The following is a 23430-nucleotide window of genomic DNA, read 5'->3' as shown; positions in this document are numbered from 1 at the left end:
ACAGGAATGACTTGATCTAGTTGCGCGCCTCTTTGGATATTGCTCGAGCTATTCAGTCGGAATCGGCGATGCTGGATGCCGTTGCCACTGGCAAAGAACGTTTCCAGTTTCTGCTTTGGCAATGCACCGAGTCCTGCCTCGTCGTCCCGCGCAAGATGTCCAACTTGTCAGGCTTCGAGGAGGCCAGCCTCGGCGCGCTGAAGCGAGGATATCCGGTTTCGGTGCGTGAGACGGGAGGTGGGGCTGTTATCCAAGCTTCAGGTACGGTCAACGTCTCGATCGCGTTCACCATGCCCATGACAATGGATGACCGCATCGGACAAGCCTACAAGTTCCTGTGCGAGCCGGTCATGCAGTTTCTGCGCCAACAAGGGGCCGATCCAGCCTACGGCACCATTGAAGGCGCGATGTGCGACGGAGCCTACAATATCGTGGTCAATCAACGAAAGCTTGCCGGGACGGCGCAACGCTGGCGCCGGGCCAGGGCGAATGATGAACACTACGCAGTGCTCGCTCATCTGGTCCTGTCGGTCGATACAGATCATTCGAGCGCCTGTCGCGTTGTAAACGAATTTCATGCTTCGGTAGGTATCGCCACAGACGTCAAGGCACAAAGCCATATAAATTGGACGGAAATCGCTTCGCCAATTGGCCTCGACGAAGCAATCGTGAGTGCCTACACTAGGCTCGCATGACAGGACACTGATCAGTCAGATTTCCTTGGCCTCCCGATGAATTGATATTCGACGCTTGGTTCAAGCACGGTGGCGAAGAGTCCTATCGCTATTCGGCGGCTGCGGCCTTCAACCGATAGCTGCTGTGGCATGCGACACATTTGCCAGGCTATCGAATCCGGCTGCCGCGAAAATCCTCGCACTCATCGCGCCCCAAACGTTCGGCAGCAGGAGCACGGGCGGCGCGTGATGCCGTGCAAGAAAGGTTTTTGCCGCATTCGATTGTCGTTTCTTATCCATATCACACCCGCTATCCAGGATATGTTCAGTTTTGTCTGAGATGACCGGCTTCGCGTATGCCTCGCGCTTGGAAGACGCTACTGGCGACAGTAACAAATTATCCGTTCATGGAGGCCCGGGAGATCGGCGGCCTTTCGACAGATGTGCGCCGTTCCGTGATTTCTCGTAGGCCGGGTCAGGGTGTGCAGCGGACGAAAAAACCATCGGAATCGGTCAAGGCCGCCTCTCCTTGATGCGGCAGTGGGCGTGGGTCAAAACGTGCCACGCTTCGCATCAGGCCAAGCAGGGTCTGCGGCGGCGGCGCGTCTACCACGGCAGCGGCCAAAACATCGCGCAACGGCCGCAGCCGCCGTATGCCACCGATGATCGCATGACGCAGCGGTTGTGCGAGAGGACGGTCGTCGGTATAGAGTCCGACGATCATGCCGGTTCCAAGAAACAAGGGCAGTGCACCAGCACGGTGTTGACGCTGATAACGCGCCAGCGCGGCTGGATCGGCGACGCCGCGCTGGCGGGCCAGCGCATCGCCCAATGTGGCGGCGAGGCGATCGGCGCTGGCAAGGCCGAGATTGAAACCGTGAGCAGTGACGGGATGCATTCCAACCGCTGCATCGCCTACCAGCGCAAAGCCGGGACCGACCAATTGTCTGGCCCAGATCGCGACCAGCGGGTATGTGTGGCGGGTGCCGACAAGCCGCATTGCGCCGAGCCGGCGCTCCAGTCGCGCCTCGATATCGCGCGCGAATGCATCTTCGTTCAGCGCGTGCAATTTTGCCGCTTCATGTCCGGTCACCGTCAGCACAAGCGAAACGGTGTGCTCATCCAGCGGCAGCAGCGCGCGGGTCTGGCCATGGCCGAACCACTCGCGCGCCACGCCCTCATGGGGGATTTCGTGGTGCATGCGGCAGACCAACATGGTCTTGCCGAAATCGTGCATGGCGACCGGAACGCCCAACAGCCGGCGCATCTGCGAAAAGCGGCTGTCGGCGGCTACCAGCAATGAAGTGTTCAGTTGGCGACCGTCCGCCAGATGGACGGAAAAGGTTTCCCCTTTGCGCTCGACCGCCTTGACCTCGGCATCGGTATGAACGCATACGGCGGGGTGTCACGTACCGCCTGCCAGGCGGCGGCGCGGATCACATGATTGGAGACAAAGTTACCGAGGCGATCCTTGCCAAAGATACCGGCGTCGATGTCGAAGCCTTCGAGAGCGTTGTCGCTGACATGCGCGCGGCGCAGCGGATGGATTTCCGCCGTCGGAATCCGCCTCCATATATCCAGCCGCTCCAGGATATTCATCGAGCCGTGTGAAAGGGCAATCTCACGCCCGTCCAAGACCGGCTCGGCTAAGGTTTCTTCGGACTGGCGTTCAACGATATCGACTTCGAGGCCATATGCGGCAAGAGGACGAGCGAGACATAATCCCACCGGTCCCGCCCCGACGATCAGTACGTTTCGAGGATTGGCGCCGTTCATGCTGTCGTCCCCAGCTTTAGTAGCAAGCTGCCTGTCGTGACCGCTGTTCATCGATGCAGCTATTGTTACCGAGACGGTGCAAGGCTGTATTGCGATCCGGCGCTTCGCCGTCTAATATGTATTAGAAATGCATATTCAGCAATACCAGATGCGAGGGCACAGGCATGTCGAGAGCCGCAGGATCACTCCGCCCGGAAGCGGAGCGGTGACAGGACATCCGCCTGAAAATGAGGACTGGGATGAAGTTTCACAGGCGTCCTGGGGATCCTTCCCGGCCAGCGATCCACCTTCCTGGATCAGCCGCTCGCGCCGCGATCCATCGAATATCGACAATACCCACAGCCTCTCCTCCGGCAGTCGGGGAGATAAATCGCAACAAAGGGCATTCTGAAGATGCCTGGAAAAGCTTGGGGCAATGCGGCTTGAGATAGAGGTCCACCGCCGCAAGCATGGAACCGTAGAAAATAGGAATCTCTTCATCACCAATGGAGAAAGCACCCTTGCGACCGTCCATCCTGCAAAAATACGGCGAGGCGCGCCTGCCACGCTATACGAGCTATCCAACCGCACCGCATTTCTCACCCGAGATAGGTCCCGCAATTTACGCCGACTGGCTTGCAAGCCTGCCTGGCGATGAGCCGGTCTCGCTCTATCTGCACATTCCCTTCTGCCGTGCCATGTGCTGGTATTGCGGCTGCCACACCACCATCACGGTCAGGGACCAGCCCATCGTCGACTATCTCGGCATGCTGCGTGCCGAGATCGATACGGTTGCCGCCAAAATCTCGCACCCACTTCCCGTCGAGAAGGTGCATTTCGGCGGCGGTACGCCGACCATCGTGGAGCCGGCAGACTTCATCGCGCTGGTCGACCTGCTACGCGGCCGTTTCGACTTCACACCCGGGGCGGAACTGGCGGTCGAGATCGATCCACGCACGCTGACCAGCGAGATGGCCGCAGCGCTCGGCAGCGCCGGCATACGCCGCGCCAGCCTTGGCGTGCAAAGTTTTGATCCGATCGTGCAGAAGGCGGTCAACCGCATCCAGAGCGAGGGGCAGACGTTTGGAACCGTTCAGGCCCTGCGCGCGCACGGGGTCGATCGCATCAATTTCGACCTGATCTACGGGCTGCCGCATCAGACCATCCGCTCCTGCGTGGAGACGGCCGTGGCCGCCGCCGCGATGCGCCCCGACCGTCTGGCTGTATTCGGCTATGCCCATGTGCCATCCTTCAAAAAGCACCAGCGCATGATCGACGAGACGGCCCTTCCCGACGGCGCCGCCCGCAGCGAACAGGCGCTGGCCATCGCCGAGACGCTGGTCGCCGCCGGCTATCGACAGATCGGCCTGGATCATTTCGCGCTTCCCGACGACGATCTCGCGCTGGCGCAGGCCGCCGGCAAATTGCGGCGCAACTTCCAGGGCTACACGACCGACGATTGCCAGACGCTGATCGGCTTCGGCGCCTCGGCCATCGGCCGCACGGCGCAGGGCTATGTGCAGAACGAGGTGCCGCTCGGCCGCTATGCTGAACACATCGGCGCCGGCCAACTGGCCACCACCAAAGGTTACCTGCTAACAGCCGAGGACCGACTGCGCGCTGATATCATTGAGCGCCTGATGTGCGACCTTCAGGCCGACGTTCCGGCAATCTGCATCAGGCACGATTTCGATCCAGCGCGGCTTTTGGACGGGAACCAGAAGCTCGACGCATTGGTGCAGGACGGTGTGCTGGATGTCGCCGGCGGCATCGTCCGCTTACGTGGTGACCATCGTTTCCTTGTCCGCGCGGCGGCAGCTGCTTTTGATGCCTATCCGGGCGCCTCGCCGCGTGTCCATGGAAAAGCTGCATGATCGGGCCGGTTACCGTAGCCTCATTTGCGCCGGCGCAAAGGAGCGATGAATGGATCGGCTATGATGATGCGCGCCAACCAGGGAAGGTGAAAATGAAGAATACCAATCCCTACCAGGGCCCCGATGGGTCGAGGCTTCTCACCGAAATGGCAATCGTCGCAAGGCTGACGGCCGAGATCAAGGAAGCGCCATTGGATTGCGAGTGCAAACCCAAACTCGATGAAACACTGGCGCACTTCACCGTGCTTGAGCGCCAGCGCACTATACACAAGCATCTTCTTGACGCCCGCCATTGCCGCGAGCAGATCGAGACAATGCGTTACTACCTGAACGATCTGGATGAGTTGGAACCGACGGAGCAGGACCGCAGCGTCTATGTGGACATCGCGCTTCTGTTCGATGATATCGCCAAGATCGCTCATGAAGGCGCCTATTCAATGCGGCAACTGTCCGAAGCCGTAGAGAGTGGCCAGGAGACGACGTAACCCAGTCGTCCAAGTCAGTTCCCAGTCACCAATCTGTGCGTGATATCGGGAGAAGAATATGCGTAGCCGTGATTGCCGTTCTCGATCAGAGGGCGAAATGCCCGTGTCTACGGAAAAGGTTGAACCCGGCCTGCTGCGTTTGATGGCCTGTCATCCGACGCTGGTTCATACCATCCTGCATCCAGCCCGGTCCGAATGCGCTGCCGAGGTGCGCTACGAGCTACCGCGATCTCTCCTTGTTTTGTCGCGCACGGCAAGGTCTTCGCCGTATAGGCGGCAGGGTGTAGAGCCTACGCTTACACAGTCGAACCCTCGCCCCAACGCGTCATGCAGCGGCCGGGATCGATGCCGGCCCATTGCACCAGCCGGGCTGCGATTTCACGCACCAGATCGTCCATGGTCACTGGTCGAGCGTAGAACGGCGGCACAGGCGGGGCAATGACGGCGCCCAACCTGGCAAGCCGTAGCATAGCTTCGAGATGACCTTCGTGCAGCGGCGCCTCACGCGGCGCTACCACCAGCCGGCGCTTTTCCTTCAGCACGACATCGGCGGCCCTTGTCAAAAGATTGTCGCCCAGCCCATGCGCCATAGCCGCCAGGCTGCGCATCGAGCACGGCACCACGATCATGCCTGCGGTGCGGAACGAGCCGCTGGCGATGGGTGCGGCCAGATTGCGGGGCGCATGGACATAGGTAGCCGCCTCGTTCAATCGGCTCAGGCCTTCGCGGCCCAGTTCGTGAGAAATAGTCATGCGCGCGCCACTCGTCACCACAAGATGCGTCTCGACACCCGCACCGCCAAGCTGGCGCAGCGTCTCCAATGCCAGCACTGAACCCGAAGCACCGGTAACGCCGACGATCAATCGCGCCGCCGTCATGGCGTGTTCCCTTGTCTTGCCGGAAAGAACTCCCACCAACGCGCAGCGATCCGTTCCGTGATCCCAATGTCCATCGCCAGCTTAACGCCCCATTCCCGACTGGTCTCGGAACCGATCTTGCACGTGGCATCGAGGCCCATCTTGCCGCCAAGCCCTTCCAGAGGCGAAGCGAAGTCAAGCGGATCGACCGGCGTTCGCTCCACCAGAAGCAGATCGCGTGAAGGGTCCATCCGCGTGGAGAGCGCCCACATCACATCGTCCCATGAACGGATGTCGATGTCGTCATCCACCACGATGATCGTCTTGGTCATCGAGAACTGCGGCAGCAGCGACCAGAAACCCATCATCACGCGCCGCGCCTGCCCGGCATATCTCTTGGCGATAGCAATCACGGCGATTCGGTAGGAGCAGGCCTCCGGCGGCATCCACACGTCCACGATCTCGGGGATCGCCTGCCGCAGCAACGGTTTGAACACCTCGAGTAGCGTGGCGCCCAGAACGGACGGCTCGTCCGGCGCACGGCCGGTGAATGTGGTGAGGTAGCTTGCACCATCGCGTAGGCAAAGCCGCTTCAGCGTGAAGACCGGATAGTGCTCGGGCGCATTGTAATAGCCGGTATGATCGCCGAAAGGTCCCTCGAGCGCCGTCTCCGTTGCCGAGACCGTGCCCTCCAGCACGATCTCAGCGCTCGCGGGCACATGAAGCGGGATGGTCGCGCACGCGGCTACCGCTGCGCGCCGGTTGCCGATCATGCCGGCCAGCGCCAGCTCCGACACGCCCTCTGGAGCCGGCATGACTGCGCCGAGCAGCGTCGCCGGATCCGCGCCGATCACGACTGCCACCGGCATCTCTTCTCCTCGCTCCCGCCATCGCCGATGGTGCGCCGCGCCGCCTCGCATCGGCAGCCAGCGCAGTATGGCGCGATCGCGGCCGATAACCTGCATGCGGTAAATGCCGAGGTTGTAGGCAGTTGGGTCGTCCGCACCCGGCGGACGGGTGACGACCACCGGCCAGGTAATCAGCGGCCCGGCATCGCCCGGCCAGCAGGTCTGCACCGGCAGGAGCGAAAAGTCCGGGTCTGCCTCCCGCCATTCCCAGGACGGGGCGATTTTCTTTGGCCGCGCCCGCAAGGCGCCGCGGGCCGCCGGCAGCATCGTACGCGCCTGGCGCAGAGTCTGCGGCGGCTGTGGCGAGCGCATGAAAGCCAGCATCTCTCCTAGTGCCTCAAGGCCCTCGACATCGGTACCAAGCCCCCAGGCGACCCGTCTCGCGGTTCCGAACAGGTTCGTCACCACAGGCATTCTAGCTGGATTGCCATCTCGGTCGAGTGCACCAGCCAGATTCAGGGCCGGGCCGTCGGCAAGGATCACCCGGCGATGCAGTTCAGTGATCTCCAGATGCATGGAGATAGGTGCAGCAATGGTCTCGAGTTCGTCCCGCTCCTTCAAATAGGCAAGGAAGGCACCGAGGGTCGGAAAAAGAGGAAGAGTACGCTGATGCATGAAGGGCGCTCCCTGACCGCTGATACCGCCCGTATCATGCAGCGCGAGGCTTGGCGTTGCGCCCGGTCAAAGACCGTCGCAGTACACGCGATCCCTAATCTTCAGCTGTTGTGCTTCGTGTTCCGGATTTTTCTGGGTTCGCGTCACCGGCATTGATCGAAAAAGCCGGCATTGGGGCAGAAAGCCATTATCGCGTCCGCTTCGTCATGCTCCAGCAGGGACCGACATCGCTTCTGGTGGAGGCAGACGAGACAGATATTGCGTGCCCGGGCGATGGCCGCACCCGCTTCTTTGCGCGCGGCGAGAACAGGGTCTACCCGAGTGCCTCCCATGACAAGATCGAACTGGCCGAACTGGCGCCAGACCTGATCCGTCAGCGGCCAGCGTCGTGCATCGCAAGACATGACTGCCTCCCTGTGCGGGGCCGGACGATTGTGCCGAGAGTGTAGATCGTGACTGAACGGGGCGCGATGTGCCCGTTGGCCGCAACTGCGGACGGCAACCCTCACCGAATGTTGCTTTTGTTGATCCAGCGCAAGTCATTTTACCGTCGTCCCTCCTACAGTCAGCCTATCCTGCCGCACTCCCGAGGAGCCGATGGTGCTCGACCCCAACAAAGATGCCAGCCTGCCTGAGCCGATCCGGCGCTTCCTGCCGGCCTTTTCCGGCCGGCCGCTCGGCCCGCTGCTGACGCAGGCGATGCGGTCACTCGCCCAGCGGCGGCCGGAAGCCTTCGAACGGCTCGGCGAATTCTGCAAGGCGCACTTCCTCATCGATCCGACCGACCTGCCCTTTATCTTCCATGTCGTGCCCGACGGCCGCGCCGCTCTGGTGCACACCACTGGCAAAAACGGCGCGCTGCCCTCCGATGTCGTGATCCGAGGCCCGATCCTGCTTCTGCTCGGTATTCTCGACGGCTCGCTGGATGGCGATGCGCTGTTCTTCCACCGCGCCATCTCCGTCAGCGGCCGCACCGAAGCGGTAGTGGCGTTGCGCAACGCCATTGAGGATGCCGAACTGCGACCCTCCGACCTGCTAGGCCTCGGCGGCAACGTCGCCCGCTTCGCCGATTCGGGCATATTGGGTGGGCTTTCGCTCGCCCGCCAGATCGTCACCGGCACACATAGGCGCGAAAGGACAGATTCATGACAACAAGCAGCAGGATGGAGCTTGTCTGCCCTGCCGGCACGCCTTCCGCACTACGAGCGGCCGTACAGGCAGGCGCCGATTCCGTCTATTGCGGCTTTCGCGACGAGACCAATGCGCGCAATTTTCCCGGCCTCAACTTCTCGCCGCAGGAATTGGCCGAAGGGGTCCGCTTCGCCCATGCCCATGGCTCCAAGGTGCTGGTCGCCATCAACACATTCGCGCGCGCTGGCGACACCGATCCCTGGCGCCGGGCCGCCGATACGGCCGCGTCCTGCGGGGCCAATGCGGTAATCGCCGCCGATATCGCCGTGCTCGATCACATGGCCACCCAACACCCGGACACCCGCCTGCATTTGTCCGTGCAAGCCGCGGCGGCAACACCGGAATCGATAGGGTTTTATGCCGACGCCTTCAATGTGCGCCGTGTAGTTCTGCCGCGTGTGCTCTCGGTACAGGAAATCGCCGCCCTCAACCGCGCCATCACGGTGGAAACCGAGGCTTTTGTGTTCGGCGGGTTGTGCGTGATGATTGAGGGCCGGTGTTATCTTTCTTCCTACGCCGCCGGCCGCTCACCCAATCTCAATGGCGTCTGCTCGCCGCCCGAGATGGTGAGCTATGATGAGGACCGCGACGGCACGGCGGCGCGGCTCGCCGGCTTCACCATCGACCGCTATGCGCCAGGCGAACCTGCCGGCTATCCGACCTTGTGCAAGGGCAGGTTCAAGGCGGGAGACAAGGCCGGCTACCTGTTCGAGGATCCAGTCAGCCTCAATGCCGGCAGCATGATCGTGGCGTTCAGGGCGGCGGGCGTGACCGCCCTCAAGATCGAAGGACGTCAGCGCGGCAAGGGCTATGTCACCGAGGTCGTACGCGCCTTCCGGAAGGCCGTCGATGCGGCCGAACAGGGCGAGGATGCGACCGAGATCGACAGCATCCTCGCCAGCCTGTCCGAAGGCGGACGTCAGACCACCGGCGCCTACCGCAAGATCTGGAGATAGACCATGACACAGGTCGCCCTAACGCTTGGTCCGCTGTTCTTCCACTGGCCGGCGGAGCGGCTGCGCAATTTCTATTTCCGCATCGCCGACGAGGCGCCAGTGGACCGTGTCCATGTCGGCGAGGTCGTGTGCGGCAAACGCATGCCATTTTCCGATCCCATCTGGCCCGAAATCATCGAAAGGCTGGAGCGCGGCGGCAAGCAGGTGGTGCTTTCCACGCTGGCCGCGCCGGCCACAGTGCGCGAGCGCAAGGCCATCGCCGAATTGTGCATCGACGAACGGCTGGTCGAGATCAACGACATCACCGCCCTGCCTGCCCGCAGTGGCAAGCCCTTCGTCACCGGCCCATTCCTCAACGTCTACAACGAGGCCACGGCGCGCTTCCTCGCGCGTCATGGGGCCCACACCATCTGCCCGCCGGTCGAACTGTCGCTGGGCACGGTGGGAACCATCGCCTCTGCCTGCCCGGAGATTGAGCTCGAGCTTTTCGCCTTCGGCCGCCTGCCGCTGGCCCTGTCAGGGCGCTGCTATCACGCCAGGCTGCATGGACTGCATAAGGATTCATGCCAGTTCACCTGTGAGCAGGATCCCGACGGACTGGCTGTTGACACGCTGGATGATCAGTCCTTTCTGGCCATCAACGGCGTGCAGACGCTGTCGGCCGAGGTGCACGCCGCGCTGTTCGAGCCGGTAACGCTTATCCGCCAAGGCATAAGGCGGCTGAGGCTATCCCCGCACGACTGCGACATGGTGGAGGTGGCGCGCACCTACCGCTCCGTGCTCGACGAAACACAGGACCCGGAGTCCGCCCGTTTCGTGCTTTCCTGCCTTGAACTGCCAGGGCACCTCGTGGACGGCTACGCTCGAGGTGAAGCCGGGTCACGGCCACCCGTCACCACGTGAGGAAAACAGCAAATGACGCTGGTCGCCATCTTGACTGTATCGGATCGCGCCAGCCGCGGCGACTATGAGGATCTGGGTGGTCCAGCCACGGAAAGTTGGCTGCGTGCCGCCATCGCAAGCCCCTTCGAATGCCTCCGCCGTACCGTATCAGATGGTGTCGAAAGCGTCGGAGACGCTTTAGTAGCGTTATGTGACCGTGACAACGCCGATCTCGTGCTGACGACGGGCGGCACTGGTCCTTCCCCCCGTGACCTTACCCCCGAGGCGATGCGTAAAATCGTCACTAAGGAACTTCCTGGCTTCGGCGAACTGATGCGACAGGCAAGCTTGGCCAAGGTTCCAACCGCGATACTTTCCCGGCAGACTGCCGGCATACGTGGTCGCACGCTGGTCATCAACCTGCCCGGAAAGCCCTCGGCTATCGACGTGTGTCTTCACGCCGTCTTCCCCGCCGTTCCCTATTGTCTCGATCTGATAGGTGCAGGGAGGATCGAAACCGATCCTGCCGTCTGTCCTTCGTTCAGGCCCGCTTTTTTAGACGTGCACCGTTTTAGCGCGAGCAAGGCCTCCAGCCATGCGGGCGGTTAGCATAGTGGCGATATTCCCCAGCCGCCGCCCCAACGCTGGATTCCATCAGGTCGTAGTGAGGATCGACGATTGCCATGGACCCAATGACGAACAAGCCGAAAGCCGATTGGGACCCCCGGTCTGAAGACGTGCTTTCCGACCAGATCAAGGCCTATGACGAAATGCGCCATCGCTGTCCGGTGGCGTATAGTGATTACCTGGGCTGGTCGTTGTTCCGACATGAAGATGTGGTGCGGGCACTGGACGACCACGATACCTTCAGCAGTGCGGTCTCCAGCCACCTGTCGGTGCCGAGCGGCATGGACCCGCCTAGGCATACTGCCTACCGGCGCCTGATCGAGCGTCATTTCGAGCCTTCCCGCGTCGAGGCCTTCGAGCCGCTGTGCCGCGTAATCTCGATCGATCTGGTGTCCGCCCTTGAACGGGGCATGGAGATTGATCTGGTGACACAGCTTGCCCAGCGCTTCGCTGTGCGCATCCAGTGCGCCTTTCTCGGCTGGCCGGACAGTCTGCACGCACCGCTGCTGGCGTGGGTGCGCAAGAACCACGAGGCCACCCTGGCGCGCGATACCGCAGCCATGGCAATGATCGCGCACGAATTTGACGGTTATATCCACGATCTGCTGGAGACGCGACGCCAGGCAGGCACAGCCGCGCCAGACGATATCACCACCGATCTCTTGCGCCAGCGGATCGACGGGCGGCCGCTGAGCAAGGAGGAGATCGTCAGCATCCTGCGCAACTGGACGGTTGGCGAGCTCGGCACCATCACCGCCTGTGTCGGCATCCTCGCCCACTATCTGGCACAGAACCAAAGGTTCCAGTGCCAGCTTCGCCAACAGCCTGGCCTGTTGCCGGCAGCCATCGACGAGATATTGCGCCTGCACGCACCGCTGATTTCCAACCGCCGCGTGACGACGAGACCAGTCGAGATCGGCGGGCGTAGGATCGCCGCCGGCGAGCGCGTCATGCTGGTATGGGCTTCGGCTAATCGCGATGAGGCGGTGTTTGGCGATCCCGATGAATTCCGCCTCGACCGCAGCCTAGATGACAACCTGCTTTACGGGCGGGGCATCCATGTCTGTCCCGGCGCGCAACTGTCCAGGCTGGAACTGTGCGTCGTTATGGAGGAATTGCTGAAAGGCACAAGCGAAATCGCCCCGGTACCCGGCCGCCAGCCGGTGCTTGCCATCTATCCGGCCAGCGGGTTTTCCACGTTGCTCCTGCGGATCGGATAGTTTGCCGGATCCCCAGTCCGCGCGGAAGGAAGTCGCCCCCCCCCCACAGAGAACGCAACTGCGATTGCCCTAACGAGAGCCGGTGTGGGACGAGAGCTAAACTGTCCGAGATTGCCTTTCTGGAATACTGCCAGGCCGTCGTTACTGTGGCAGGAGTTCCTGGTAGGCGTGGCGCGCCGCGAGATAACGCTCGAAGGGAAACCTAGTCGGGACCCCTTCAAGCACCGCGGCAAGCATGTCGAGATGCGCCTCAAACCCCGCACAGGCCTTGGCGATGTCCTCTCCTGCCGGCAACCGCACGGTCAGCGTCAGTACGGTGCCTTCGCCGGCATCGTCCAGTTCCCAACGCAACGGTCGCTCCGGTTCAGTGCCGCTGCTCCAGGAGTAGGCAAGCAGATGCTGCGGTTCGAACGCGAGCACGGTGCTGTCGATTACCACACCGCTGTCGCCGAAATCGATATGAACCCGGCCGCCCTTACGTAGTTCAATCGAACCCGGCGCAAGCCACTGCACGAATTGCTGCGGTTCGATCAGCATCCGCCAGACCGTTTTCCGATCATGTCCCACCCATCGTTCGAGATGTCCTTCCCAAGCCTCGACGAGGCGCTGGATCCGCCCTGACACGATGGCGTCATCATTCATGGTGCTTCTCCCTCGTTGCCGCCGGCGGTCCATCGCAGGCTATCAGGTCTCGACCATCGTGCGAGCGACGATACATGCTGAAAACTCCGGCCAGTTCGCGGTCATGAAAGTCCCTGGCCTCTGGACCTTCGGGATCGCCCATAAAAAGTCCCAACATCCCCGCGGTCACGAAGAAGCCGGGCGCAGGCAGGTTGCGGCGCAAGCGCCCGACGCAAAGCGCCGCCAGAAGTGGCCGGTCCGCCGCGGCATCTTCCGCCATCAACACTTCCAGCAAGCCCGTCAGCTGAAGAATGGTCTGCGGCGGCATGAGGCCGAGGCGCTCGGCAAGCTCTCTGTAGGTCACAAGCGCCCCGCTTCGCGCCTCTTCAATTAGGATCCGCCGCAGCTGGTCCATCAAACTGCCGGCTACATCGCTTGATGGCGGTCGCGAAAACACCATCTTCAGACCCGGCCCTCAGCGGCAAGCGTATCCGCCTTCCATTCGCAAGCCCGAATGAGTGCGGGGTCATCCGCGTGCCGGATCAGCATCCGCTCGACACGTGCCTGCCAGAGCATGGCAAAACGCGCCTGCTCGTCCTCACTGGCCTGCCCGGCAATGGCCCGTGGAAGCAAGGCCTGCATCTCGCGTGCAAACGGGACGACGTTCATATCGAGATCGAGGATCACACCGCGCCCATTGTCGCTACGCCGAAGCCCCATGACGCCGTCGAATGTTGCGTCGAAATGCAGGAGATCGCGGCGCTTGAACCGGCCGTGCGTACCGATGCCCCCGAAGCCGGTCTCCGGCGCAGCACCCGTAAGTAGCGTAACGACGGAAGCGACAACTCCTGTCGTGCCCTGATCGCGTGGCCCGCGCAGATATGCTTCAAGAGCGCCGCGCTCGGGCATCTCGTTACCGTAAAGATGCAGGAGCCCGCGCCTTACCATCAGGTATGCTCCGGCAACCGTTGGACAGGAATGGCCGGCAAGCCTCACGGCGTCGGCATAAGCATAGGTAATCGTGCCCGTCTTCGAGGCGCCGAGAAACTGAGCCAGCGGATCGCGCAGCGAGATCGTGGGCGCTTCGACAAAGAAACCGGGGAACTCCATTGCTTCCTTCGATACAGGATGACACACCCTCCACCACCGATAGCGGGAGGAGCGAATTACCGATTTAATATGCATTTCTAATACATATTAAATCGGTCGGCAATCAAGACATCGTGTCGCAAGCGGCACGAATGATTCTCCCACGACCTCACCGCAACGGTGTATGATTTTCGCAATCTATAGGCACCCAGACTCTATCGGTGATGCGAGATCAATCTGGCCCTCTTCATGACCCATAACCACGTTCTCGATGTGGAGATCTGAACCGCGAATCGAGCTCCGGACCCCAAGATAAGTGAGCCGCTTTAATGATGCGCCATGAGGTCACGAAACTATTTGGGGCGGTCCCGGGAGATTTTGCCCGCCGGCCAAGGCATCAGCAAAGCTGTGGTTAATGTCCCTATGAAGAGCTTCATCCTCCAGGATCGCGGTGATGGCATCGCTCAATCGCGCGTCGGGCGGCAGGTTCCAATAAGCGATCGCCAGTCCCGGCGCCGGCGGGTTGTCTTGCCGCCCATCGCGGATTTCATTGAGATACTGACCGTAGCCGCGCACGGCATCCTCGGCAACGTATCCGGCGATGCGGTGGCCGGTGCGGGGTGAAAGAAGATAGATGAGGAAGTGGGCGTTGTAGAAAAGACCTTGCGCAAACAAAACGACGAGGCGCTCGAACAGGTTCGGGCGGTCAATTGACACGAACACCATCAAATGGACCCGCTGGGTCTCTGCCTCGTTCAGCAAGACACGAATCCAGCCGCGATCGTCGATCATGAGGCGCAGGCATTTGAGATGAAGCAGCGTCGCCGCCACCATGCCCGGAACAGCCGCAATCGTCTCAAGTACGATGGTGCGATGGCGGTAGCGCCGGCCGAACAGCACGCCGGCAACGAACTGGACCATGCCGACCAGACGATAGGCGATGCGGTCAGAAACCGTCCGCGGGACGTGGTGGCGCGACAGATCTGTCTTGTCTATGGTCAACATGGCTCGCAACAACATCCTATGGCGTCTCTCACACTATAAGCAGATCGAGCGCTGACAAAGGGAGACAATGAATTCCGCAGCAATATCTGTGGAAGGCACCCGCCGCGAGCCATTCTAGGCTGCCGCAGCATATCTGGTTTTGCGGCAAAACAAGATATGCTGATTTAAACTGCACAAAGCACTACAAGACCACCGGCCGCATGACCGCCACGTCGGATGAACAGGAGATCGGAGACACAGGCGATGGTGGGCGGACAAACGGACCTGAACATACTGGCGGGTACCGAAATCTTCCGCTCGCTGCCGACGGAGGCCATCGACGAGGTCGGTCGGTCGGCCGTGCGCAGACGCATCGCCAGAAAAGCGGTGCTCTACCATCAGGGCGATGCCACGGACAATTTCTACGTCGTCATCGTCGGGCGCCTGCGTGCGACCCAGACCGCGCCGGACGGAGCGCAGATCGCGTTACGCTATCTCGGTCCCGGCGAAATGGCGGGCTATGCCGCGCTCTCCGAAATTCCGGCCTATCCGGGGACGGTAAGTGCCGTCGAGGATACCCATCTGTTTTCTTGGTCCACGCACACCATCCGGCAATTGATGGGCAGGCATGCACAGATCGCCATGAACGCGGTGGCGGTGCTGGGAACCCGCTATCAGGAAACACAGACAAGGTTGCGCGAGCTTTCCACGGAAACCGTCGAGCGCCGCATCGCCCATACTTTGACGCGTCTTGCGCAACAGGCCGGACGCCGGACCGCGCAAGGCATCGAAATCTGCTTTCCGCTGTCGCGGCAGGATTTTGCCGAACTGGCGGGAACGACCCTGCATACGGTCAGCCGGACGCTCAGCGCCTGGGAAAAGGACGGCATCGTCTCGAGCACACACCGCTATATCGTCATCCACCGGCCCGATCTTCTGGAGCAGATCAAGGAGGATGTAACCTAGCCGGGGCTCGCCATCTGACCTGGGTGCGGTGGCGCGCCGCTGCCTGGCGAAGATGCGAAATTTTGTGCGGCAGCAAAGATTCCGCCAAGCATCGGTTTAGGTATGGCGTCAACAAAAGCCACGAAGGAGTGTCGAGATGTTGACGAGACGCGAAGCCCTGTTTGGAACGATGACCGGAGCGGCCACCGCGGCCCTGCTGACGGCGGTGGCGGCAACGCCCGCAAACGCCGCGCAGCCCCCGCTCGCCGATATCGGCAAGCTGCCGCGCGAACGCGTAACGCTGGTCAAGCCGCCCTTCGTGCATGCGCACCAGCAGGTCGCTACCGGCGGTCCCAAGATCGTCGAGTTCCAGTTGACCGTGAAGGAACAGCCCATGGTCATCGACGACGACGGAACGACCATGCAGGCCATGACCTACAACGGCTCGATCCCGGCACCGATGATGGTGGTGCACGAAGGCGACTATGTCGAACTGACGCTGATCAACCCCGAAACCAACGAGATGCCGCACAACATCGACTGCCATGCCGCCACCGGCGCTCTCGGTGGCGCGGCGCTAACCGAGGTCAACCCCGGCGAGCAGGCGACCCTGCGCTTCAAGGCGACCAGAGCCGGCACCTTCGTCTACCACTGCGCGCCGGCCGGCATGATCCCCTGGCACGTGGTGGCGGGCATGAGCGGTACCATCATGGTGCTGCCGCGGGACGGGCTGAAGGACGAGAACGGCAAGCCGCTGCGCTACGACCGCATCTTCTACATCGGCGAGAATGAGTTCTACATTCCGCGCGACGAGAACGGGAAGTACAAGAGTTACGCATCGCTCGGCGAAAGCTACGACGACACGCTGAAGGTCATGCGCGGGCTTATCCCCACCCATGTGGTCTTCAACGGCAAGGTCGGGGCCCTGACCGGCGACAACGCGCTCGAGGCCAATGTCGGGGAAACAGTGCTGTTCGTCCACGCACAGGCCAACCGCGACACGCGTCCGCATCTGATCGGCGGCCACGGCGACCATGTCTGGGAGTTGGGTAAGTTCAACGATCCGCCCGCCAAGAACCTGGAGACCTGGTTCATCCGCGGCGGCTCCGCGGGGGCTGCGCTCTACACCTTCCGACAGCCGGGCATCTACGCCTATGTCAACCACAACCTCATCGAGGCGGCCGAACTGGGCGCCACCGCGCACATCATGGTGGAAGGCGAGTGGGACAACGACCTGATGGCGCAGGTAAGCGCGCCATCCCCGATCGCTACCCTCTGAAGACGAATGGCGGCCCGTCGATTTCGGCGGGCCGTTCTTTTTTGAGGATAGAACCATGCGTTTGATGATTCCGGCAATGGTGGCCGCGGCGGCGGCAACGGCATTGGCGATCGGTGCGGCTCCCAACGCTGCCAAAGACGACACGGCGGTGCCCGTGGCAATGGCATCGGTGAATGCCGGTTCCTTCGACTTCCGGCTTCCCGGCGAGTATCTAAAGGCCGACTGGCCGGTGGACGCGCCGAAGCGCAAGGTGACCTTCCGGCGCGGCTTCGAGATGATGAAGTATCAGGTCAGCCTCGCCGACTATGGCGCTTGTGTCGCCGATGGCGCCTGCGAAGCGCCGGATGGCGGGCGTTTCGCTTCCGGGGACGTTCCCGTCACCGGCGTCAGCTATCGCGACGCGAAGGCCTATGCGGCCTGGCTGTCCCGGGAGACCGGGGAGACCTGGCGTCTGCCCAGCGACGAGGAGTGGGCCTACGCGGCCGCCGAACGCATGAACGACGATGCGCTCGCCCTGTCGCAAGACAGCGCCAATCCGGCGGCCAGATGGCTGGCGCGCTACCGCGCCGAAAGCACCATCGGCGAGCGCGACGCCGAGCCGAAGCCGCTCGGGCATTTCGGGACAAACAGCAAGGGACTGGCCGACATCGCGGGCAATGTCTGGGACTGGACTACGACATGCTACCTGCGGGCGGTGTTGGATGATAATGGAAAAATCACGCGCAGTACCGAAAATTGCGGTGTGCGCGTGGTCGGTGGCCGGCATCGCGGCTACATATCCAACTTCATCCGCGACGGCAAAAGCGGCGGCTGCGCGGCCGGGCTGGCTCCGGATAACCTTGGCATTCGGCTTATTCGCGAGCTGCCTTCCCTCGTCGGCTACGTCCGGCGGCTGTTGACGAAAACCGTGGGCTGAGTGCAGAACATCGTTGCCTGGCTTCGATGCGCGATGGATCCGCTTGCCTAGATACCCAGAAGTCCCGCTTTCGTTGCCTTGAACGGGACGAAGCCCGGCAGGCTTTCGATGCGTTTAAGCCACGCCCTGACAGATGGATAAGGTTCGAGCGAAACGCCGCCTTCCGGTGCCTTGGCGATGTAACTGTAGCCGGCGACGTCGGCGATCGTCGGTTTGTCGCCGATGGCGAAATCGCGATGCGCCAATCGAGCGTCGAGCACAGCCAGAAGATGGTTCGCCACCCCCTTGGCCTTTTCGTGGTCGATAGGCGCCCCGAAAATGGTCACCATACGTGCGGCGGCTGGACCGTTGACGATCTGGCCGGCTGCCAGGGACAACCATTGCTGCACGCGGGCTGCCGAGGCCGGATCGGCGGGAAGCCAGTGCCCGTCATCGTATTTTTTCGCGAGATAGATCAGGATCGCATTGGAATCGTAGAGACAGACGTCGCCGTCCTCGATCACCGGAACCTGGCCCAGCGGGTTTTTCGCCAGAAAATTCCGGCGCTTGTGGGCACCATGGGCGAGGTCGACGTCGATCAGCGTGCAGGGCAGGCCCAGCAAACCGAGAAATAACTGCACCCGGTGCGAATGGCCCGAAAGCTCGGCGCGGTAAAGCTTGATCGGTTGGGCGGGTTTGGGGGAAGCCACGATAAGTCTCCTGCGTTGGAAGCCGGATCGTGATATCTGTCAGTGCCGCGAGGTGCCGATCCGTCCGCCGGGCGCGCACGGGTCGAGGAGCGACCCTGCAGATCACGAGATGCCTACGGCGTATCCCTCGTGTCAATTGGTGTGTTCTGACGATGGCTCCCGCCTCGATGCCTGGCCTACCGCAAGTTCGGGGCGGATTCCGGCGGGGCCGGACGTGGATAGTACACCCTGCCCGATGGCAGGATATGAGCGCCTTCGGTCAGGCGCACTGCCTCAATCCTGTCATGCCCCATCAGGTGAAAGACGCTCTCGCCGCGCGCGATGAGATGGTCGGCAACGATGCGCCTGTGGCAGCGCCACCAGACGGCCTCCGAGCACATCACCGCGCATCGCCGCACGCGTCCTGAAGCGACGAGCCGATCGAGGCCGAGGCGAAAGCTGTCCGAAAGCGCGTAGTCGGCATAATTGTGAAAACTCTGATTTTCCCAAAGCCCGATGGTATCAGGCGGCACGGACCGGGTTTTACCGCGCAGCCCGCCCAGTTCGGCAATGCGCTCATAGGCGACCTGGAATGCGGCCAGGCTGCCGGGAAGCGTGGCCTCGTTGTACTGCGGATTGGTCTGCGACTTCGGCACGGTTCTTATGTCAACGACCAGTCCGACATCGGCAACCCGCAGCAGGCCGACGAATTCCTCCAGCGTGCGGGTCGAATGGCCGATGGTGTGGAGGGGCAGCCTCATTTGCTGCGGGCACCGCCGGACCGCGTCAGGGCGCCGCCTTTATGAGCCGCTATATGGTCGGTCTTGTCACTCTTGATCTCGTATTGAGGATCTTCCTTGGAAGCGCGCCGCCTGTGGCCCCTGTAGTCGAAGTCGCTTGTGTGAATGGCCTTGATCGTCCCGCTTACCCGGCCGGCTTCCGAATTCCAGGTCACATGGCCGCCAATCTCGAACTTCTCCGTCATTTCGACCTCATTGAAATCTCCTCCCGGTTCCGCAACCGGGCTCGGGCGGGATTGGTTCCCTATAGTGCGCGCCGCGCCGATATCCGGCGCCAGCCTGGATTCCGCGTCGCGCGCTGACACTCGGCGCTATCCAAGATCGCGCTGGAGATCGCACGCGGGATCGGATGCAGCGAGCGTACAGTACTTGCCGGCCTGCTGCACCGCGAACGCCTTGGCCCGACCGGTGTTGGCTATGGGGTCGCCGTGCCCCACACCTTGCTGGACAGTGTCACATCGTCGGTTGCCGCCCTCACCCGGCTAACCGTTCCGATCGATTTCGGCAGCCCAGACGGCGAGCCGGTCGATCTCCTGTTCACCCTGCAGTCCGATACGCGGGCCTTTCTCCCGGCCTTTTCGAGACTGTGCAGGCTGCTGCGTTCATCCTGGCTGCGCGATGGATTGAGGCAGGCTCGATCTGCCGACGAGGGCATGGCGATCCTGAGAATGGCCGAGAACGAGCTGGCAGACCCAAGCGCAGTTCCCTACGGCGCTGGGGGCGCCGTTGCGGTTGAGGCTGCAACTGCCGAGTAAAGCCATCTGCTTGCGTGGGTCGTCCGGCCAATTCTTCTACAGCATCGGGCTCGACCGAATGCCCGATCGTTCTGTACATCTCCACTGCCTTGGCTGGCGAACCATTGTCATGTTCTGCTGCCGCCGAGAGTGAAGGAGAGCGTGGAAACATAACGCCTGTCATGAGGAGTTTCCCCATTCGATGCCCGATGCCAGAAACCTGGTGGCGCCGTAGTGGTATGTTTGCTACAACGCCTCGACCCCCAACGCTCCATCTATTGGTGTGGGTTTCCGGTTCAAATCAGTCACGCATTCATCACCGTCCATCGACCCTATCGCGGTGCTCAGGCGCCCTTGGGCGCCGCTGTTTTTCCCATCTCTTCAAGCGCGAGCGCGGAATGGGCATAGGCACCCCCTGCCCGCATTTCGGCGGCGACCCAGATCGCCTCCATCAGTTCCTCCTGGGTAGCGCCATGGCGCAATGCCGTCTTGGTGTGCCCCTTGATGCAGTATGGGCACTGCGTGACATGCGCCACGGCAACGGCGATGAGTTGTTTGACCTTGACCGGCAAGGCACCTTCCGCAAAGACCTTCTGGCTGAACGCTTGGAACGCCGCCTCGGTTTCCGGCGCAAGTTCGCGGCGCTTCCTGGCAAGTTCCCCGGTAGCGGTCGGATACATTCCTTCGGACATTTGTGTTTCTCCTTTTCACAGCGCCACGAACAGCCTGAGGCCACGCGGCGCTCGGCGTTGGCACTATCGCAGATATTCTGGATTGAGCGGCGCTATGCCATCAAGCCCCCATGCCGGGATGTAGGCGACAGGTCAGCGAGCCGGCCGACCAAAACAGCTGATTGGGTGTCGATGCTTTATTCCTCGCCCGGCTTCTTGCTGAAATAGGCATCGAACTTGTCGGCCACGCCGTTCCAGGCGTCGGCATCGGCAGGCGGAATCTTCTTTCGTGGAATATTCGGCCAGATTGACGCGTATTGATGATTTTGCGCAAGCCATTTGGGTTCGGCGCGCGGGTCGGTATCGGGAAAGATCGCCTCAGCAGGGCACTCGGGAACGCATACACCGCAGTCGATACATTCGTCGGGGTGGATGACGAGCATGTTTTCGCCTTCGTAGAAGCAGTCCACCGGACACACCTCGACGCAATCCATGTATTTGCACTTGATGCAATTGTCGGTGACGACATGGGTCATCGCTTACCCTCCGGGGGTAGCAACCCGATCATTCGGCCGCGACCGGCATCAGCGTTGCTTCGCGAAGAGCTTTGGCTCGGTTCGCCGCCACCGCCATCCAGTCGCGGTAGAGGCCTTGGTCCTCCCGTGAAAACGCCATCCGCCGCTTGATGTCATCAAAGGCCTCGCCGACGCGGCACCGGTCGTACTCCTCACGGATGAGGGATTCCAGATAGGCGCGCTCAGTGTCGTCCACCGGGCGCACGAAATGATGGGAATTGCTCTGCACGACACCCTCCTTGCTATGCGTCCGCATCATAAACGCCTCGGCCCTCGGCCTGTTCGAGAGCGACGAGCACCCATGAGGGGCATTCGCCCAGAGTCTGGCCGGCGACCCTGAAGTGCGCCTCCATTTGCTCGGCGCGCGACGGCTCGAAGCATCTTTCGCCTGCCGGAGCGAAAACCGGTTGCGGTGCGTCGAGGATGCGCCGCGTGGTGGCGAGGATGGCGGAAAGCGCGCTAACCATTGGACTTCTCCCGCGTCGGAACGTTACGGAGGCGGACGCGCCAAACATCCGGCCCCTCTTCCAGATAGGCCCACAGGCAATTGCCCCCATATTTCGACTCAATCTGAAATCGCAACGGTTTTGGATCGTGGTCGGCTATGAGCTGTAATGCCCCGCTGGCCGGCAGGTGCTCGAACAGTTGGAGAATGACTATGTGGCGTTGGCGTGGATCGATCTGCCGGACGTCGATCACGCGCTCGTCGGCGGAAACCTGCTCGGTCATCGTCTTTCTCCAAAAGATGTATTATACATATATCTTTTGTGAGGCGACCGCGCAAGGCCGGAAATGGCGATCCTTCAGCAATCTGCTGTTTGTGGTCTCGCGCGTCGCAAAGCAGCAGCGTCAGACTTTGAACGACGGATTGAGCGAGCTTTCCCGTCTGGCGGAAGCCGGTGAGCTCGACGATGTCGAATTGGCCGGTGCGGTTTCAGCGTCACACCGCACAGGGCCATGTTTCCGGACATCGCAAAGGCTCTGAAACCGAAGGTGGAAAACCGTCTGCCTGCCGTCCGCATCACCGACCTGCTGCTTGAGGTGGACGCCCGCACGGGATTTTCGAATGCGTACACCCATCTGCGCACCGGGCGCACGGCCGACAACAAGCTTGCCCTGCTTACCGCCGTTCTGGCGGACGGCATCAATCTCGGACTCACCAGAATGGCGGATGTCCCCCGGACTGACGATGCGCCAGCTCGCCTGGGCGCACGACTGGCATATCCGAGAGGAGGGTTACACCGGCGCGCATGCCATCCTTGTCAATGCCCAGAGGCACCTGCCTCTCGCGAAATTGTGGGGCGACGGAACCACCTCATCCTCGGACGGGCAGTATTTTCCGGCGGGAGGGCACGCCGAGGCGATCGGCGACCTCAACGCCCGCTATGGCCCTAACCCCGGCGCCAAGTTTTATCGCTTCACCTCCGACCAGTATGGCGCGTTCCATATCATCGCCATGAACGCCAATGCGAGCGAGGCCATCTACGTTCTCGACGGTCTGCTCTATCATGGCAGCGATCTCGCCATCGAAACCCATTATGTCGACACCGGCGGGGTCAGCGACATGAGTTTCGCTCTTTGCCACCTTGTCGGGTTCCAGCTCGTGCCCCGGTTGCGTGGCCTCAAGGATCGCCGGCTCTATCTATTCCCGGGCGACACGCCTCCCGAAAACCTCGCACCGCTCGTCGGCGAACCCATCAACGTCGAACGGATCAAGGCAAACTGGGATGACATCCTGCATCTCGTTACCACGATCCGTTCCGGCCAGGTGCGGCCTTCGACCTTGCTGGCGAAATTGTCCGCATTCCCGCGCCAAAACGGACTCGCGCTCGCCTTGCGCGATATCGGACGCATCAATCGATCCATCTTCCTGCCCCAATGGTGGCAGAATCCCGAAATGCGCAGGAACGCCACTGCCGGCCTTAACAAGAGCGAGGCCCAGAACACCTTGGCCCGGGCGCTGTTCTTCAACCGGCTCGGAGAACTGCGGGACAGAACCTTCGAGAGATGGTGTAACGGGCGGGAACCCAGCCCGCCAGGTTTGATTGCCTGGTGGTCGTCCCCCACAATGATGGCGTCGCGGAGTCAGGAGTGACCTGCTCCA

Annotated in this window: 28 protein-coding genes and 2 pseudogenes; 13 read left to right on the top strand and 17 right to left on the bottom strand. The window is 61.8% G+C overall.

Annotated elements, in window-relative coordinates; genetic code table 11:
- Positions 1-20: 20 nt before the first annotated feature.
- Positions 21-695 (top strand): lipoyl protein ligase domain-containing protein, encoded by a 675-nt coding sequence (locus tag ASD64_RS03060; protein ID WP_413813568.1) that lies wholly within the window; start codon positions 21-23, stop codon positions 693-695.
- Between the two features lie 454 nt (positions 696-1149).
- Here ASD64_RS03060 and ASD64_RS03055 read toward each other — a convergent pair.
- Positions 1150-2007: pseudogene (locus ASD64_RS03055) on the bottom strand (FAD-dependent monooxygenase); the annotation flags it as partial.
- A complete protein-coding gene (locus ASD64_RS21330; RefSeq protein WP_200957785.1) occupies positions 1983-2450 on the bottom strand; it encodes an FAD-dependent monooxygenase in 468 nt (155 codons plus the stop codon). The gene ASD64_RS21330 and the pseudogene ASD64_RS03055, both read right to left, overlap by 25 nt.
- Before the next feature lie 485 nt (positions 2451-2935).
- Between ASD64_RS21330 and hemN the strand changes: the two genes are divergently transcribed.
- Positions 2936-4303, top strand: a complete 1368-nt coding sequence (hemN, locus tag ASD64_RS03050; RefSeq protein ID WP_413813567.1) for an oxygen-independent coproporphyrinogen III oxidase — start codon at positions 2936-2938, stop codon at positions 4301-4303.
- A gap of 92 nt (positions 4304-4395) precedes the next feature.
- The gene (locus tag ASD64_RS03045) at positions 4396-4788 is read left to right on the top strand and encodes a hypothetical protein (RefSeq protein WP_056100649.1); all 393 of its coding nucleotides are present in this window, start codon (positions 4396-4398) and stop codon (positions 4786-4788) included.
- Between the two features lie 296 nt (positions 4789-5084).
- On the opposite strand, the gene ASD64_RS03040 is transcribed toward ASD64_RS03045, so the two are convergent.
- From ASD64_RS03040 to ASD64_RS21225, 3 genes are all read right to left on the bottom strand, one after another.
- Positions 5085-5666 (bottom strand): UbiX family flavin prenyltransferase, encoded by a 582-nt coding sequence (locus tag ASD64_RS03040; RefSeq protein WP_056100515.1) that lies wholly within the window; start codon positions 5664-5666, stop codon positions 5085-5087.
- On the bottom strand, positions 5663-7168 hold the full coding sequence (locus ASD64_RS03035; protein ID WP_056100511.1) for a UbiD family decarboxylase: 1506 nt from the start codon (positions 7166-7168) through the stop codon (positions 5663-5665). Before ASD64_RS03035 ends, ASD64_RS03040 begins: the two co-directional genes overlap by 4 nt.
- 143 nt (positions 7169-7311) lie before the next feature.
- Complete coding sequence (locus tag ASD64_RS21225) at positions 7312-7572, bottom strand: hypothetical protein (protein WP_162249050.1); 261 nt, start codon at positions 7570-7572, stop codon at positions 7312-7314.
- A gap of 196 nt (positions 7573-7768) precedes the next feature.
- Here ASD64_RS21225 and ubiT point away from each other — a divergent pair, with 196 nt between their 5' ends.
- The 5 genes from ubiT to ASD64_RS03005 all read left to right on the top strand — a co-directional run bounded on the left by ubiT (position 7769) and on the right by ASD64_RS03005 (position 12044).
- Positions 7769-8317 carry a ubiquinone anaerobic biosynthesis accessory factor UbiT gene (gene ubiT / locus ASD64_RS03025; RefSeq protein WP_244480696.1) on the top strand — a complete coding sequence of 183 codons (549 nt, stop codon included), beginning with the start codon at positions 7769-7771 and terminating at the stop codon, positions 8315-8317.
- A gap of 14 nt (positions 8318-8331) precedes the next feature.
- The gene (gene ubiU, locus ASD64_RS03020) at positions 8332-9315 is read left to right on the top strand and encodes a ubiquinone anaerobic biosynthesis protein UbiU (protein ID WP_200957790.1); all 984 of its coding nucleotides are present in this window, start codon (positions 8332-8334) and stop codon (positions 9313-9315) included.
- A 3-nt stretch (positions 9316-9318) separates the two neighbouring features.
- Positions 9319-10218 carry a ubiquinone anaerobic biosynthesis protein UbiV gene (ubiV, locus tag ASD64_RS03015; protein WP_056100501.1) on the top strand — a complete coding sequence of 300 codons (900 nt, stop codon included), beginning with the start codon at positions 9319-9321 and terminating at the stop codon, positions 10216-10218.
- A gap of 12 nt (positions 10219-10230) precedes the next feature.
- Positions 10231-10806 (top strand): molybdopterin adenylyltransferase, encoded by a 576-nt coding sequence (mog, locus tag ASD64_RS03010; protein ID WP_056100498.1) that lies wholly within the window; start codon positions 10231-10233, stop codon positions 10804-10806.
- Positions 10807-10880: 74 nt separating this feature from the next.
- Complete coding sequence (locus tag ASD64_RS03005; RefSeq protein WP_056100495.1) at positions 10881-12044, top strand: cytochrome P450; 1164 nt, start codon at positions 10881-10883, stop codon at positions 12042-12044.
- A gap of 141 nt (positions 12045-12185) precedes the next feature.
- Here ASD64_RS03005 and ASD64_RS03000 read toward each other — a convergent pair whose 3' ends face one another.
- The 4 genes from ASD64_RS03000 to ASD64_RS02985 form a co-directional block, all read right to left on the bottom strand.
- Positions 12186-12686: an SRPBCC family protein gene (locus ASD64_RS03000; RefSeq protein WP_056100492.1), complete on the bottom strand. Its 501-nt coding sequence runs from the start codon at positions 12684-12686 to the stop codon at positions 12186-12188.
- A complete protein-coding gene (locus tag ASD64_RS02995; protein ID WP_200957784.1) occupies positions 12679-13080 on the bottom strand; it encodes a hypothetical protein in 402 nt (133 codons plus the stop codon). Before ASD64_RS02995 ends, ASD64_RS03000 begins: the two co-directional genes overlap by 8 nt.
- A gap of 47 nt (positions 13081-13127) precedes the next feature.
- Entirely contained in the window at positions 13128-13775 is a 648-nt protein-coding gene (locus tag ASD64_RS02990; RefSeq protein WP_056100489.1) for a hypothetical protein, read from the bottom strand.
- Between the two features lie 324 nt (positions 13776-14099).
- Positions 14100-14759 carry an alternative oxidase gene (locus tag ASD64_RS02985; protein WP_200957783.1) on the bottom strand — a complete coding sequence of 220 codons (660 nt, stop codon included), beginning with the start codon at positions 14757-14759 and terminating at the stop codon, positions 14100-14102.
- 243 nt (positions 14760-15002) lie between these two features.
- Here ASD64_RS02985 and ASD64_RS02980 point away from each other — a divergent pair, with 243 nt between their 5' ends.
- The 3 genes from ASD64_RS02980 (at position 15003) to ASD64_RS02970 (ending at position 17878) form a co-directional block, all read left to right on the top strand.
- Entirely contained in the window at positions 15003-15704 is a 702-nt protein-coding gene (locus tag ASD64_RS02980; protein WP_056100485.1) for a Crp/Fnr family transcriptional regulator, read from the top strand.
- A 136-nt stretch (positions 15705-15840) separates the two neighbouring features.
- On the top strand, positions 15841-16962 hold the full coding sequence (gene nirK / locus ASD64_RS02975; protein WP_056100482.1) for a copper-containing nitrite reductase: 1122 nt from the start codon (positions 15841-15843) through the stop codon (positions 16960-16962).
- A gap of 55 nt (positions 16963-17017) precedes the next feature.
- Entirely contained in the window at positions 17018-17878 is an 861-nt protein-coding gene (locus ASD64_RS02970) for a formylglycine-generating enzyme family protein (protein ID WP_056100479.1), read from the top strand.
- Positions 17879-17925: 47 nt separating this feature from the next.
- Here the strand turns inward: ASD64_RS02970 and ASD64_RS02965 are convergent, their stop codons facing one another.
- From ASD64_RS02965 to ASD64_RS02955, 3 genes are all read right to left on the bottom strand, one after another.
- Positions 17926-18567, bottom strand: a complete 642-nt coding sequence (locus ASD64_RS02965) for a glutathione S-transferase family protein (protein WP_413813566.1) — start codon at positions 18565-18567, stop codon at positions 17926-17928.
- Between the two features lie 176 nt (positions 18568-18743).
- Positions 18744-19307 (bottom strand): DUF488 family protein, encoded by a 564-nt coding sequence (locus tag ASD64_RS02960; protein WP_056100473.1) that lies wholly within the window; start codon positions 19305-19307, stop codon positions 18744-18746.
- A complete protein-coding gene (locus ASD64_RS02955; protein ID WP_056100470.1) occupies positions 19304-19531 on the bottom strand; it encodes a DUF2945 domain-containing protein in 228 nt (75 codons plus the stop codon). The genes ASD64_RS02960 and ASD64_RS02955 overlap by 4 nt, the downstream gene beginning before the upstream one ends.
- A 135-nt stretch (positions 19532-19666) precedes the next feature.
- Here ASD64_RS02955 and ASD64_RS20380 point away from each other — a divergent pair, with 135 nt between their 5' ends.
- Entirely contained in the window at positions 19667-20101 is a 435-nt protein-coding gene (locus ASD64_RS20380; protein WP_156459981.1) for a PTS sugar transporter subunit IIA, read from the top strand.
- Between the two features lie 323 nt (positions 20102-20424).
- Here ASD64_RS20380 and ASD64_RS02945 read toward each other — a convergent pair whose 3' ends face one another.
- The 5 genes from ASD64_RS02945 to ASD64_RS02925 all read right to left on the bottom strand — a co-directional run bounded on the left by ASD64_RS02945 (position 20425) and on the right by ASD64_RS02925 (position 22055).
- Entirely contained in the window at positions 20425-20772 is a 348-nt protein-coding gene (locus ASD64_RS02945) for a carboxymuconolactone decarboxylase family protein (RefSeq protein WP_056100465.1), read from the bottom strand.
- Positions 20773-20948: 176 nt separating this feature from the next.
- Entirely contained in the window at positions 20949-21287 is a 339-nt protein-coding gene (fdxA, locus tag ASD64_RS02940) for a ferredoxin FdxA (protein WP_056100463.1), read from the bottom strand.
- Positions 21288-21315: 28 nt separating this feature from the next.
- Complete coding sequence (locus ASD64_RS02935) at positions 21316-21555, bottom strand: hypothetical protein (RefSeq protein ID WP_056100643.1); 240 nt, start codon at positions 21553-21555, stop codon at positions 21316-21318.
- A 13-nt stretch (positions 21556-21568) separates the two neighbouring features.
- Positions 21569-21793, bottom strand: coding sequence for a hypothetical protein (locus ASD64_RS02930; protein ID WP_056100460.1), 225 nt, complete (start codon positions 21791-21793; stop codon positions 21569-21571).
- Complete coding sequence (locus ASD64_RS02925) at positions 21786-22055, bottom strand: DUF2249 domain-containing protein (protein ID WP_056100457.1); 270 nt, start codon at positions 22053-22055, stop codon at positions 21786-21788. Before ASD64_RS02925 ends, ASD64_RS02930 begins: the two co-directional genes overlap by 8 nt.
- A gap of 94 nt (positions 22056-22149) precedes the next feature.
- On the opposite strand from ASD64_RS02925, the pseudogene ASD64_RS02915 reads away from it, so the two are divergent.
- Positions 22150-23331, top strand: a pseudogene (locus tag ASD64_RS02915) (Tn3 family transposase); the annotation flags it as partial.
- Between the last annotated feature and the right edge of the window lie 99 nt (positions 23332-23430).

It is taken from the genome of Mesorhizobium sp. Root157, from assembly GCF_001427385.1.
Taxonomy (GTDB): Bacteria; Pseudomonadota; Alphaproteobacteria; order Rhizobiales; family Rhizobiaceae; genus Mesorhizobium.
The sequence above is the reverse complement of the archived record's forward strand: the minus strand, read 5'-3'. Positions and strand labels throughout refer to the sequence as shown.

Coding starts and splice junctions, on each gene's coding strand:
- ubiV (WP_056100501.1), top strand. CDS start 9,319: ATGACACAGGTCGCCCTAACGCTTGGTCCGCTGTTCTTCCACTGGCCG.
- fdxA (WP_056100463.1), bottom strand. CDS start 21,287: ATGACCCATGTCGTCACCGACAATTGCATCAAGTGCAAATACATGGAT.
- ASD64_RS02995 (WP_200957784.1), bottom strand. CDS start 13,080: ATGGACCAGCTGCGGCGGATCCTAATTGAAGAGGCGCGAAGCGGGGCG.
- ASD64_RS02970 (WP_056100479.1), top strand. CDS start 17,018: ATGCGTTTGATGATTCCGGCAATGGTGGCCGCGGCGGCGGCAACGGCA.
- ASD64_RS02955 (WP_056100470.1), bottom strand. CDS start 19,531: ATGACGGAGAAGTTCGAGATTGGCGGCCATGTGACCTGGAATTCGGAA.
- ASD64_RS03035 (WP_056100511.1), bottom strand. CDS start 7,168: ATGCATCAGCGTACTCTTCCTCTTTTTCCGACCCTCGGTGCCTTCCTT.
- ASD64_RS02985 (WP_200957783.1), bottom strand. CDS start 14,759: ATGTTGACCATAGACAAGACAGATCTGTCGCGCCACCACGTCCCGCGG.
- ASD64_RS02945 (WP_056100465.1), bottom strand. CDS start 20,772: ATGTCCGAAGGAATGTATCCGACCGCTACCGGGGAACTTGCCAGGAAG.
- ASD64_RS02960 (WP_056100473.1), bottom strand. CDS start 19,307: ATGAGGCTGCCCCTCCACACCATCGGCCATTCGACCCGCACGCTGGAG.
- ASD64_RS21330 (WP_200957785.1), bottom strand. CDS start 2,450: ATGAACGGCGCCAATCCTCGAAACGTACTGATCGTCGGGGCGGGACCG.
- ASD64_RS03005 (WP_056100495.1), top strand. CDS start 10,881: ATGGACCCAATGACGAACAAGCCGAAAGCCGATTGGGACCCCCGGTCT.
- ASD64_RS02980 (WP_056100485.1), top strand. CDS start 15,003: ATGGTGGGCGGACAAACGGACCTGAACATACTGGCGGGTACCGAAATC.
- ASD64_RS21225 (WP_162249050.1), bottom strand. CDS start 7,572: ATGTCTTGCGATGCACGACGCTGGCCGCTGACGGATCAGGTCTGGCGC.
- hemN (WP_413813567.1), top strand. CDS start 2,936: ATGGAGAAAGCACCCTTGCGACCGTCCATCCTGCAAAAATACGGCGAG.
- ASD64_RS03000 (WP_056100492.1), bottom strand. CDS start 12,686: ATGAATGATGACGCCATCGTGTCAGGGCGGATCCAGCGCCTCGTCGAG.
- mog (WP_056100498.1), top strand. CDS start 10,231: ATGACGCTGGTCGCCATCTTGACTGTATCGGATCGCGCCAGCCGCGGC.
- ubiU (WP_200957790.1), top strand. CDS start 8,332: ATGGAGCTTGTCTGCCCTGCCGGCACGCCTTCCGCACTACGAGCGGCC.
- ASD64_RS02925 (WP_056100457.1), bottom strand. CDS start 22,055: ATGACCGAGCAGGTTTCCGCCGACGAGCGCGTGATCGACGTCCGGCAG.
- nirK (WP_056100482.1), top strand. CDS start 15,841: ATGTTGACGAGACGCGAAGCCCTGTTTGGAACGATGACCGGAGCGGCC.
- ASD64_RS03040 (WP_056100515.1), bottom strand. CDS start 5,666: ATGACGGCGGCGCGATTGATCGTCGGCGTTACCGGTGCTTCGGGTTCA.
- ASD64_RS02990 (WP_056100489.1), bottom strand. CDS start 13,775: ATGGAGTTCCCCGGTTTCTTTGTCGAAGCGCCCACGATCTCGCTGCGC.
- ASD64_RS02930 (WP_056100460.1), bottom strand. CDS start 21,793: ATGGTTAGCGCGCTTTCCGCCATCCTCGCCACCACGCGGCGCATCCTC.
- ASD64_RS03045 (WP_056100649.1), top strand. CDS start 4,396: ATGAAGAATACCAATCCCTACCAGGGCCCCGATGGGTCGAGGCTTCTC.